This window comes from Pseudomonas sp. XP1 (genome assembly GCF_053557675.1).
This window is the reverse complement of record NZ_JBNRIJ010000054.1, coordinates 6625-18465: the sequence shown is the minus strand read 5'-3', so window position 1 is coordinate 18465 and position 11841 is coordinate 6625. Positions and strand designations below refer to the sequence as shown.

Annotated in this window: 11 protein-coding genes; 8 read left to right on the top strand and 3 right to left on the bottom strand. The window is 64.5% G+C overall.

The window, feature by feature from the left end:
• Positions 1-188: 188 nt before the first annotated feature.
• A complete protein-coding gene (locus tag ACK1U9_RS24830; protein WP_108480704.1) occupies positions 189-1997 on the top strand; it encodes an ABC transporter ATP-binding protein/permease in 1809 nt (602 codons plus the stop codon).
• Here the strand turns inward: ACK1U9_RS24830 and ACK1U9_RS24825 are convergent.
• Entirely contained in the window at positions 1994-3217 is a 1224-nt protein-coding gene (locus ACK1U9_RS24825; protein WP_153670966.1) for an MFS transporter, read from the bottom strand. The two genes, ACK1U9_RS24830 and ACK1U9_RS24825, sit on opposite strands and share 4 nt — an antisense overlap.
• A gap of 299 nt (positions 3218-3516) precedes the next feature.
• On the opposite strand from ACK1U9_RS24825, the gene ACK1U9_RS24820 reads away from it, so the two are divergent.
• The 5 genes from ACK1U9_RS24820 (at position 3517) to ACK1U9_RS24800 (ending at position 8661) form a co-directional block, all read left to right on the top strand.
• Positions 3517-5751 (top strand): TonB-dependent siderophore receptor, encoded by a 2235-nt coding sequence (locus ACK1U9_RS24820; protein WP_108479823.1) that lies wholly within the window; start codon positions 3517-3519, stop codon positions 5749-5751.
• Between the two features lie 143 nt (positions 5752-5894).
• Positions 5895-6182: an iron transporter gene (locus ACK1U9_RS24815; RefSeq protein ID WP_108479824.1), complete on the top strand. Its 288-nt coding sequence runs from the start codon at positions 5895-5897 to the stop codon at positions 6180-6182.
• Positions 6179-7693: a PepSY-associated TM helix domain-containing protein gene (locus tag ACK1U9_RS24810; RefSeq protein WP_108479825.1), complete on the top strand. Its 1515-nt coding sequence runs from the start codon at positions 6179-6181 to the stop codon at positions 7691-7693. The genes ACK1U9_RS24815 and ACK1U9_RS24810 overlap by 4 nt, the downstream gene beginning before the upstream one ends.
• Positions 7690-8022: a DUF3325 domain-containing protein gene (locus ACK1U9_RS24805; protein WP_046616812.1), complete on the top strand. Its 333-nt coding sequence runs from the start codon at positions 7690-7692 to the stop codon at positions 8020-8022. The genes ACK1U9_RS24810 and ACK1U9_RS24805 overlap by 4 nt, the downstream gene beginning before the upstream one ends.
• A 99-nt stretch (positions 8023-8121) precedes the next feature.
• On the top strand, positions 8122-8661 hold the full coding sequence (locus ACK1U9_RS24800; RefSeq protein ID WP_046616813.1) for a histidine phosphatase family protein: 540 nt from the start codon (positions 8122-8124) through the stop codon (positions 8659-8661).
• A 3-nt stretch (positions 8662-8664) separates the two neighbouring features.
• On the opposite strand, the gene ACK1U9_RS24795 is transcribed toward ACK1U9_RS24800, so the two are convergent.
• Positions 8665-9450 carry a sulfite exporter TauE/SafE family protein gene (locus ACK1U9_RS24795; RefSeq protein WP_046616814.1) on the bottom strand — a complete coding sequence of 262 codons (786 nt, stop codon included), beginning with the start codon at positions 9448-9450 and terminating at the stop codon, positions 8665-8667.
• Between the two features lie 225 nt (positions 9451-9675).
• Positions 9676-10269, bottom strand: a complete 594-nt coding sequence (locus tag ACK1U9_RS24790; RefSeq protein WP_085600163.1) for a helix-turn-helix domain-containing protein — start codon at positions 10267-10269, stop codon at positions 9676-9678.
• 114 nt (positions 10270-10383) lie between these two features.
• Between ACK1U9_RS24790 and ACK1U9_RS24785 the strand changes: the two genes are divergently transcribed.
• Both ACK1U9_RS24785 and ACK1U9_RS24780 read left to right on the top strand, forming a co-directional pair.
• Positions 10384-11520, top strand: a complete 1137-nt coding sequence (locus ACK1U9_RS24785; RefSeq protein ID WP_046616816.1) for an NAD(P)/FAD-dependent oxidoreductase — start codon at positions 10384-10386, stop codon at positions 11518-11520.
• A gap of 12 nt (positions 11521-11532) precedes the next feature.
• Positions 11533-11841: RidA family protein (locus ACK1U9_RS24780; RefSeq protein WP_449110250.1), on the top strand; the 309-nt coding region annotated here is incomplete at its 3' end.

Sequence of the window (11841 nt, the reverse complement as noted above, 5' to 3'; positions counted from 1 at the left end):
GGAGCGGGTTCACCCGCGAACACCGGCAAAGCCGGTGCCATCCACCGCGTCGCCCGCTTCGCGGCTAAAGCCGCTCCCACAGGGGCCCGCGTAGCTCGCAAAAGCAATCATGAAATGTGCGTCATTTATGCCTGACGAACCACAGGTCAATGCTACGCTCGCGGAAATACTCAGCACGGATACCCACCATGGAAATGAACTGGCACCAGGCCCTGCAAGAGAGCCTGAGCTGGCTGGCATTCGCCTCGTTCATCACTTTTGTCTGCTTCACGGCAGCCGCTACACTGGCCGTACGTTGTACGCGCTGGGGCAGTCAGTTCTGGCAGCTTGCCGGGCCCTATTTCAGTTTCAGGCGCAGTTGGCGGCCGTTGCTGGTGTTCGCCCTGCTGCTGGTACTGACGCTATTCTCGGTGCGCCTGAATGTGCTGTTCTCATTCTGGTACAACGGCTTCTACAGCGCCTTGCAGGGCCTTGACCAGACTGCCTTCTGGTACCTGCTCGGCGTCTTCGCGGTATTGGCCACCATCCATGTGCTGCGTTCGCTGTTCACCTTCTATGTAAGCCAGGCGTTCAGCATCCAGTGGCGGGTCTGGCTGACCGAACGCCTGACCTACGACTGGATGCACGGTGATGCTTATTACCGTGGCCAGTTCCTCGCCGAGCCGGTGGACAACCCCGACCAGCGAATCGAACTGGACGTCAACGCCTTTGTCAGCAACTCGGTGACCCTCGCCCTGGGCGCGGTCAGTGCGCTGGTTTCGCTGGTGGCGTTCACCGGCATCCTCTGGGGGCTGTCGGCGCCGCTGGCCGTCGCTGGTGTGGAGATTCCCCGGGCGATGGTGTTTGCCGTCTACCTGTATGTCATCGTCGCCACCTGGATTGCCTTCCGCCTCGGGCGGCCGCTGATCCGCCTGAACTTCCTCAACGAAAAGCTCACCGCCAACTTCCGTTACGCGCTGATGCGCCTGCGCGAGAACGCCGAGAACATCGCTTTCTACCAGGGCGCGCAGGTCGAGCGGGGCACCTTGCTGGGCCGCTTTGGTGCCTTGATCGTGAATGCCTGGGCGCTGGTGTTCCGGAACTTGAAATTCAGTGGTTTCAACCTGGGCGTGAGCCAGGTAGCAGTGGTGTTCCCGTTCATTCTGCAGGCACCGCGCTTCTTCAGCGGGGCGATCAAGCTGGGCGACGTCATGCAAACCTCCCAGGCCTTTGGCCAGGTGCAGGATTCTTTGTCGTTCTTCCGCGAGTCGTATGATGCCTTTGCCCAGTACCGGGCCACCCTCGACCGTCTGACCGGCTTCCTCGATGCCAACGAGCAGGCAAGCGCTTTGCCGCGCGTCATCACCGAGGACCAGGAGCGTGCCTTATCGATCAGCCGCCTGCAGGTGCTGCGCCCGGACGGGCATGCCCTTATCGCCGACCTGGACCTTGACCTGCACGCCGGCCAGGCGCTGTTGATCAAGGGGCCGTCGGGCAGTGGCAAAACCACGCTGCTGCGTGCGCTGGCAGGCCTCTGGCCGTATGCCGAGGGTGAGGTCAGGCGCCCGCTTGGCCACCAGGCGCTGTTCCTGTCGCAGCGGCCGTACCTGCCGCTGGGCGATCTGCGCGCCGTCATTGCCTACCCGGCGGCCAGCAGGCCTGAGGATGAAACGCGGATGCAGCAGGCCTTGCAACAGGTCAACCTGGCCCACCTGGCCGAGCGACTGGACGTCAGCTGTGACTGGTCACACATTCTCTCGGTTGGTGAGCAACAGCGCCTGGCATTTGCCCGGGTGCTGTTCAACCGGCCGCAGGTGGTGTTTCTCGACGAGTCCACTTCGGCCATGGACGAAGGGCTCGAGCATGCTCTGTATTCACTGTTGCGCACGGAAATGCCGGGGGCGTTGCTGGTCAGTGTCGGGCACCGCAGTACGCTGGCAGATTTCCATACCCATCGGCTGGAAGTGGACGGGCATGGCGGCTGGTCGCTACTGGAGCAGCAGCCAGTGCTGGCCTAGTTCGGCTTGCAGGGGCCTGACCTGAGTAATGCGACCCCGACCAGGGTGCTGCCGGCACACGCTGCGCCAAGCAGGAATGTCGCCTTGAAGCCGACCCCGTCCCACAGCAGTCCGGCCATCACGCTGGCCACCAGCAGCGCCACGCCGGTCAGCAGGTTGAACAGGCCGAAGGCTGTACCGCGCAGTTCGGCGGGGGCGCTGTCGGCGATCATGGCGGCAAAGATACCTTGGCTGAAGCCCAGGTGCAGGCCCCATGCAGCCACCCCCATGGCCAGCCCGGTCCAGCCCGGCAGCAGGGCCAGCAGCAGGTCGGCGGCGACCAGCAGCCCCAGCCCGGTCATCAGCACGCCGCGGCGGCCTACGCGGTCCGACAGCACCCCTGCGGGGTAGGCCGCCAGCGAATAGGTCAAGGCCATTAGCACAAGCACTACCGGCGCCCACAGCGGCGCCAGGCCCATGTCCTGGGCGCGCAGTAGCAGAAACGCCTCGCTGAAGCGGGCGAGGGTGAACAGCGTGGCCAGGCCGATCAGCCGCCAATAGGCCGGGCCCAGGCGGGCCAGCTCGTGCAGTGCCAGCGGTGAACGCACCGTCCGGGTGGAGGCCGGCGTTTCAGGTTCGCGCACGAAGGCAATGAGGATGTACAACGCCACGAACGCCGGGACCACCGCCACCCAGAACACCGTCTGGAAATGGCTCGCGGTCAGCCACATCAGCATGATCACCAGCAACGGCCCAAGGAACGCGCCCACGGTATCCAGCGCCTGGCGCAGGCCGAAGGCTGCACCACGCAGTTCAGCGGGCGTAACGTCGGCCACCAGCGCATCGCGCGGCGCCCCACGAATGCCTTTGCCGACCCGATCTACGAAGCGGGCCGCGGTCAGCCACTCCAGCCCGGAGGCCATGGGGAATACCGGCTTGGTCAACGCCCCCAGGCCATAGCCCAGCACCGTGAGCAGCTTGCGCTTGCCCAGCCGGTCGCTGAGGGCACCGGAAAACACCTTGGTGATCGAGGCGGTCGCTTCGGCGATACCTTCGATAAAGCCCACCGCCACTACCGAAGTGCCGAGCACGGTGACCATGTAAAGCGGCAGCAATGCGTGAATCATTTCCGAGGAAATGTCCATGAACATCGACACGAAGCCCAGCGCCCAGACACTGCGAGGGATCTTCGACAGTGACCGGGTGGCGTTCGTGGTGTGGCTTTCTCCGTGGCTGCGCATCAGGAGGCTCGGCAGAGGGGCTACGTTCGAAACTGTAGGAGGCGTCGCGCAGGATGCAAATCGGACAGGTGTATGCATGCAACAGCGCGAATAGCCGGGCTGCGCCGGCACGCCATCGTGTCCGCAAAGTTCCGTTACAAACATGTAAACTTCGTAAATAAGATTTAAACTCATTTGCGAATCCCTATATTTACCATCCCTGTTGGCCACCAGACTGTGTTTGCGAGGCCGGTGGGCGAAGGCTCCCGGTTTCCGACAGGGATGTGCCGTTTCGCTCATGAATCGCAGGAGATGTACCCATGCAGTGCAAGACTTCACCCAACAGCCTGGCCCTGGCGTTCGTCGCGCTGGCGTCACCGGCCATGGTGGCCACCGCGGCCCAAGCCGAAGAACAGCGTACGGGTGAGGTGCTGGAGATGCCGGTCGCCGACAACGCGCTGGTAATCCAGGACACCCTGGTCACCGCCGAACGCGAGGCACGCCAGGCCTTGGGTACGTCGATCATCACCGCCGAAGATATCAAGCGCCATCCGCCAGCGAATGACCTGTCCGACATCATCCGCCGCGAGCCCGGGGTGAACCTGACCGGCAACAGCGCCAGCGGCGCGCGTGGCAACAACCGGCAGATCGACCTGCGCGGCATGGGCCCGGAAAACACCCTGATCCTCATCGACGGCAAGCCATCCAGCGCACGCAATGCCGTGCGCTATGGCTGGAACGGCGACCGCGATACCCGCGGTGAAACCAACTGGGTACCAGCAGAAGCGGTCGAGCGCATCGAGATCCTCCGTGGCCCGGCGGCCGCACGTTACGGCTCCGGCGCCATGGGCGGGGTGGTCAATATCATCACCAAGCGCCCCGCCGACGAGTTCAAGGGCAGCGTCAGCCTGTACACCCAGCTGCCGGAAGACAGCGCCGAGGGCGCCAGCCGCCGGGCCAACTTCAACCTGGGCGGCGGCCTGACCGACAACCTCGGCTTCCGCCTGTACGGCGGCCTGGCCAAGACCGATGCCGACGACCTGGACATCAACGCCGGGCATGCCACCAGTGCGCTGGTGGCGGGCCGCGAAGGCGTACGCAACAAGGACATCAATGGCCTGCTGAGCTGGAAGCTGAACGACGAGCACCGCCTCGAGGCCAGTGCCGGCTACAGCCGCCAGGGCAATATCTTTGCCGGCGACACCATGAACAGCAACGGCGGTGGTGACGTCGAGTTCGTGTCCAGCCTGTACGGCCACGAAACCAATGTGATGCAGCGCAGTACCTACGACCTGACCCACCTGGGCGATTTCACCTGGGGTACCAGCAAGACCGTGCTGGCCTACGAGTACGTGCGCAACTGGCGCCTCAACGAGGGCCTGGCAGGCCGCACCGAAGGTGCCCCCAATGCCGAAGGCGCCGCCATGTCGCGCCTGCGCAATACGCGCCTGAGCAGCGAAGTGAACCTGCCATTCGCCATGGGCAGCACCGAGCATGTGCTGACCCTGGGCGGCGAGTACCTGTACGAAGCGCTCAATGACCAGGGCTCGCTGCGCCCGCAAAGCTCGGACCCTACCGTTAACGACGGATTGGTCGGCTTCGACCGCAGCAGCTCGAAGATGACCGCCCGCAGCTATGCGCTGTTCGTCGAGGACAACATCATTGTCGGCGACACCACCATTACCCCGGGCCTGCGTTTCGACCACCACGAAACCTTCGGCGACAACTTCAGCCCCAGCCTGAACCTTTCGCACAAGCTGACCGAAGCACTGTCGGTCAAAGGCGGTATCGCGCGCGCCTACAAGACCCCGAACCTGTACCAGTCCAACCCCAACTACCTGCTGTACAGCCGCGGCAACGGTTGCAGCGTGCAGCAGACCAATAACGGTGGCTGCTACCTGCAGGGCAACGCCGACCTCAAGCCCGAGATCAGCGTCAACAAGGAAATCGGCCTGATGTACGACCGGGGTACCTGGCGCAGCAGTGCCGCGTACTTTCGCAACGACTACAAGAACAAGATCGTCGGTGATACCGACGTGTTGTACACCATCGGCACCGGCAGCCGTGTGACCCAGTGGGACAACGCCGGCAAGGCGCGGGTGGAAGGTATCGAAGGCAACCTGTTCATCGAGCTGGCCCCGGCCCTGGACTGGAACACCAACCTGACCTGGATGCTCGACAACGACAACCGCGAGACCGGCGAGCCGCTGTCGGTGATCCCGGAATACACCGTCAACACCACCCTCGACTGGCGCGCCACCGAGAAGCTGTCGTTCCAGGTGGCGGGTACCTACTTCGGCAAGCAGAAGTCGCCGACCTTCAACGAACGCACCCAGCAAGGCTACGACAAGACCGCGCAACAGGACGTGGAAGCCTACGGCCTGGTGGACGTGAGCGCCGGTTACAAGTTCAACGCCAACTACGACGTGCGGTTGGGGGTGAACAACGTGTTCGACAAGCAGATCCTGCGTGGCGGCAACGCCAGCACGTCGGGCGCCAATACCTATAACCAGCCGGGCAGGGCGGTGTTCGCTGCGCTGAACATCAACTTCTGATCCAAGGGGCCGCTTTGCGGCCCTTTTCGCCGGCAAGCCAGCTCCCACTGGTACCACACAGTCTTCGAAGTGGGAGCTGGCTTGCCGGCGAATGGGCTGCAAAGCAGCCCCGGATGCTACCGAGCAACGCCAAGGAGCCCACGATGATCAAAGCCCCCGCCTGGCTGCAGATCCTCTCCCGCAGCTGTGCCGCACTGTTCGGCGGCTATGCCCTCAGCTACGCCGCCAGCGCCTGCCTGACCCGCATCCTGCCGCTGGCTGCCGCCGATGCGGTCATCGTAGCGACCCTGCCGGCCTTCATCTTCTATACCGCCGCAATCCTCTGGGCCTTCGCCTGCAGTGATGCCCTGCGTGCCTGGGCTCCGCTGGCTGTGGCCGTACCGCTTGCCCTGATCGGCTTCTGGCCGCAAGCACTGGGGTGGCTGGCATGAAGAACAGCTTCACCCAATCGATGGCCTGGCTGCACACCTGGGCCGGGCTGATTTTCGGCTGGCTGCTGTTCGCCATCTTCGTCACCGGCACCCTGGCGGTGTTCGACAAGGAACTTGACCACTGGATGCAACCGGAAATCCCGGCCACCGAGGTGCCCCAGGCCGACGCCGCGCGGCGCGCCATTGCCTACCTGCAGGCCCACGAGCCGCAGGCTGGCAACTGGGGCATCAGCCTGCCGAGCGAGCGCTCGCCCGGGTTGCGCGTGTCCACGGGCGAGCGTCGCCATGGCCCCGTCGTTCAACTCGACCCGCACACTGGCGAGGCCATCGAGGTGCGTGACAGCGTTGGTGGCAACTTCTTTTTCCGCTTCCACTTCACCCTCGATCTGCCACGCAACTGGGGCATCTTCGTTGTCGGCGCACTGGCGCTGGTGATGCTCGCGGCGCTGGTCACCGGTATCGTCATCCACAAGAAGATCTTCAAGGAGTTCTTCACCTTTCGGCCGAACAAGGGCCAGCGCTCGTGGCTGGATTTCCACAACGCCAGCGCGGTGCTGTTGCTGCCGTTCCACCTGATGATCACCTACACCGGCCTGGTGATCTTCATGCTCATCTATATCCCGGCCGGGGTCGATGCGCTGTTCGCCGGCGACAACCGTGCCTACTTCCAGGCCCAGGGCAATGCCCGTCTGGAGCAGCCTGGCGGCCTGGCCAGGCAACCCGCCGCGCTGGTCGATGTGGCGCCATTGCTGGCCCAGGCCGAGGCGCGCCTGGGGCCGATTGGTGGCCTGAACATCCGCAATCCCAATACGGCGGCGGCGCGTATCGAAATACGCCCCGGACTGGGCAATCGCATTGCCTTGGCCAAGGGGCAGGCCATGGTCTTCGATGGTGTCAGCGGGCAGTTGCTCGGCGACGTCGTCGAATGGCGCGCGGCGCCATTGACCCAGCGGGTCATGGCCGGCCTGCATTTCGCCCAGTTTGGCGGCTACCCGATGCGCTGGCTGTATTTCGTCTGTGGTCTGGTCAGTTGCCTGATGATCGCCAGCGGGCTGGTGCTGTTCTGCGTGAAGCGTGGGCGCAAGTACACCAGCGCCGAGGCTGCGGTGCGGCGTTGGTACCGGGTGGCGGAGGTGTGCAACGTGGGCTTCGTCAGTGGCCTGTTGTTGGCGTGCGTGGGGTTGCTATGGGCCAGCCGCGTGCTGCCGGTGGAACTGGCGCAGCGGGAGAGCTGGGAGGTTCGTGCGTTCTTTGGTGTATGGCTGCTGGCGCTGTTGCATGCCGGTATCAGGCCGGTACGCAGAGCCTGGATCGAGCAACTGCTGCTGACCGCGTTGCTGTGCATTGGCCTGGGTGCGTTGGGTGGCTTGGGCGACGCCATGCGCCTGGGGGTGGCGGCCTGTGCTCTGGTGTTGGGTGTATTGCTCGGGCTGCTGGTCTGGCGCTTATGGCAGGCTCAGTGGGGGACACAGAAGGCCAGGTCAGGGCGGTGTATGGAGGCCGGGGCATGATGATGTGGGTCATGGGCGGCGTGTTGTTCGCCTACGCTGGCATGCTGGGGCTGTGCCAGGGGCTGGAGCGGCATTACAAGCAGGTATGGAACCGCACCTGCCCGCAGGTGCTGCGTGTCGGCTTGCGCACGGCCGGGTGGCTGGCATTGTTGGGCAGTCTGGTGCTGTGTATCCAAGCCTGGGGCTGGGCCATGGGGCCGGTGGCCTGGTTTGCCGCGATGTCGCTGGCGGGGATGCTGCTGGTATTGCTGCTGCCGTACTGGCCGCGGCTGGCGGTGGGGTTGGTGGCAGCGGTGCCGGTTTGGGGACTGATGCGGGTGATGATCTGATCAGGCACCATCGTCGGCGCAGCCGGTGCAATATTGTTGCGGCAGAAAGCGCCACGGCATGCTAAACCTTGCGACCCAACCTGCCGCGAGAGAAACCCGGTGAAAGCCGTCCGCCTGACCCTGATGTGCCATGCCCTGACCCAGGCCCAGAAGACCGGGCGCCTGCACCGCGCCGAGGACGGCATCCTGCCGTTGGGTCAGCCGCCTTTCGCTGACCTTTCCGATGTGCCGGTGCTGGCTGCACCAGAGCGTCGAGCCTGCGAGACGGCGGCGTGGTTTTCCAGACCTGTGCAGGTCGAGCCGGCCTTGGCCGATTGCGACCTGGGGCGTTGGCAGGGGCTGACGCTGAAGCAACTGCAGGCCGAGCAACCGCAGGCGTTGGCCGAATGGCTTCAGGACCCGGCCAGTGAAGTCCATGGGGGCGAGTCGTTCGCTGTGCTTTGCCAGCGCATCGCTGCCTGGCTGGCGGCCTTCGACAGGCCGGGCGAATGGCTGGCGGTTACCCACCCGATGGTCATGCGCGCCGTGCTGGTGCAGGTACTTGGCTGCCCGATGGGTGCCAGCCAGCGGGTCGACGTGTTGCCGCTGTCGCGCCTGGAGCTGAGCTTTACCGGGCAGTGGCGCCTGCGCCTGGGCTGAAGGTCAGAACGCCAGTTTGTAGCCGATCAGCAGCAGCATCGCCGCCAGGCACGGACGCAGCACGCGGTCGGAAATCCGCCCGGTGAGGTGGCTGCCCAGGTAGATGCCTGGCAGCGAGCCAAGCAGCAGGTAGCCCAGCAGCGACCAGTCCATGTTGCCCATGCCCGCATGGCCCAGGCCCGCCACCAGAGTCAGTGGCACGGCGTGGGCGATTTCGGTACCGACAAGGCGGCGGGTGACCAGGAACGGGTACAGCAGGAACAGCGCCACGGTACCCAGTGCGCCAGCACCGATGGAAGTGAGGGTGACCATCACCCCAAGCACCACGCCGGTGAGCACGGTAAGGATGTTCAGGCTGCGGTCGCTGAGGTGGTAGTGGTCACCGGCATGGCGGCTGGCAAAGGCCTGCAGGCGCGATTTGAACAGGATGGCCAGCGCGGTCAGGATCAGCACCACCGCCAGGCCTTGCTTGATGACGGCGTTGAGCGCCGAAGTGTCGGTGTGCAAGGTGCTGAGGAACCACAGGGTCAGCGCCGCTGCGGGCACGCTGCCCAGGCTTAGCAGGCCGGTGATCTTCCAGTCGACGTTCTTGTTGCGCGCATGCACCCAGACGCCACTGGCCTTGGTGATGGCGGCATAGAGCAGGTCGGTGCCGACGGCGGTCGCCGGGCTGATGCCAAACCACAACAGGATCGGGGTCATCAGCGAGCCGCCGCCGACGCCGGTCATGCCGACGATGAAACCCACGACCAGGCCCGCAATGGTGAAACCGAAAGAACCTACATCCATACGCTACTCGACTGCCCAACTTTGCCCGTTATCGGATGCAGCCAGCATATAGATTTTTTTATAGCCAAATAGACTTGTTCGTTATTAGGTTATAACCGAGTGCTGCCTGCCGGGGCCCTATCGCCGGCAAGCCGGCTCTCACACCGACCGCATCAACCTCAGGGCCTGTGCAGTACTTGTGGGAGCTGGCTTGCCGGCGAGAGGGCCCTGGCAGGCAGCACCGGGTCAGCGATCAGTCATCACCACCATCACATGCGCATCTGCCCCATCGTCACTCTCCGACAGGTAGATATGCCCCACCTGGCTGTCGAAATACGCCGTTTCCTGCGGCCCGATGCTCACCGCTTCGCCGGTTTCGAACTCGATACGAACGCGACCGCTCAGCACCAACGCGAACTCTTGCCCGGGGTGGCGGATAAAATCGTCGAACTGGCCGCGTTCACGGGCGATGATGCGGGCGTAGGCGGGTGTCATGCGCCGTTCGGGGAAATCGCCGGCGATCGGGTGGTAGTCATAGGTGCCGGTCGAGTAACCCGCCGCCGCCGGCAATGAGTCGACCACCACGGTCACCGGCACAGGCGCCGTGACCGTTCCACTGGCGCGCAAAAGCTGGGCAATGTCGACATTCAGCGCCCGGGCGGCGGCGGCGAGCTTTTCGTAGCTGACCGAGACCTGCGCCAGTTCCATCTTCGACAAGGTGGACACCGGTACGCCACTGGCTTCGGACAATTGCTTGAGGGTCATCTGGCGGGCCTTGCGCACCTGGCGCAGGCGCTGGCCGACTACGGCACGGTCCAGCAGGGGGAGGGCAGCGGGCATTCGGGGGTCTCGGCATGCAGCGTTGGTCGGGCATCTTACCTTGGACCCTTGCGTATTCATAAATTCTCATATATTAGAATTCTCATAAATGATAATTTCTTGACAGGAGCGTGCATGACCCTGATCTACGACACCCTGATCATCGGTGCCGGTATTGCCGGTGCTTCCTTGGGTTATCGCCTGGCCGGCCGGCAGAAGGTGTTGTTGCTCGAGCGCGAGGCACAGCCTGGCTACCATTCCACCGGGCGTTCGGCAGCCATGTTCATGGAGGCCTACGGCACCCCGCAGATCCAGGCGCTGACCCGTGCCAGCCGAGGCTTCTACGAAGCACCACCGCAAGGGTTCTGCGAGCACCCATTGCTGGAACCGCGCGGCTGCCTGTACGTCGCCAACCTGGAGCAGCGCGCGCTGCTCGAGCAGACCCACGCGCAGAACCTGGCCAACGGCACCGAGGTCAGCCTGCTCGACCGCGACGCGGCCCTGGCCCTGGTACCGAGCCTGCGTGGCGAGAACCTGGCCGGCGCGGTGCTTGAAGCGGGTGCCATGGACCTGGACGTGCATGCCTTGCACCAGGGTTTCTTGCGCGGCTATCGCGCCGCTGGCGGCGAAATGCGCTGCAACGCCGAGCTGATTCAGGCCTGGTACCTGGATGACCTGTGGCAGGTGGAACTGGGCGATGGCAGCCGCGTGCAGGCGCGCCAGCTGGTCAATGCCGCTGGTGCCTGGGCCGACCATGTGGCCGAGCAATGTGGAGTGGCGCGTATCGGCCTGCAACCCTGTCGGCGTAGTGCCTTCACCTTCCCCGGCCCGGAGGACCAGGACTTCGCCCGCTGGCCGGCGGTAATCGGCGTAGACGAAAGCTTCTACTTCAAGCCCGACGCCGGCCAGCTGCTGGGTTCGCCGGCCAATGCCGACCCGGTCGAACCCCAGGACGCCGCGCCCGAGGAGCTCGACGTGGCTTTGGGCATCTACAACATCGAAGCCATGACCACCCTGGCGATCCGCCGGCCGAGCCACACCTGGGCCGGGCTGCGCTCGTTCGTCGCCGACGGCGACCTGGTGATCGGTTTCGATGTGCATGCGCCAGCGTTCTTCTGGCTGGCGGCACAAGGTGGCTATGGCATCCAGTCGGCTGCGGGCGCTTCGCGCCTGGCTGCCGACCTGCTGCTGGGCCAGCCTCTGTGTCCTGGCCTTGTCAGCCAGGGGGTGGTGCCCGAGCGCCTGTCCCCGGCACGTTTCCAGCAATCCTGAAAGGAGCATCCCATGAGCAATGATATCCAGCGTTTCCCCAGCAGCCTGCCGTTCCCGTTCTCCCGTGCGGTTAAAGCCGGCGGCTTTCTGTTCCTGTCCGGCCAGGTGCCGATGAGTGCCGGCGGTGAAGTGGTGCGCGGTGACATCCAGACCCAGACCCGCGCCGCCTGCGAGCGCATCGGCGAAAGCCTGGCGGCCTGCGGCGCGGGTTTCGACCAGGTGGTCAAGGCCACGGTGTGGCTGTCGGACATGAGCCACTTCGCCGGCTTCAACGAGGTGTACAAGGAGTTCTTCGGCGCAGCGCTGCCGGTGCGTTCGACC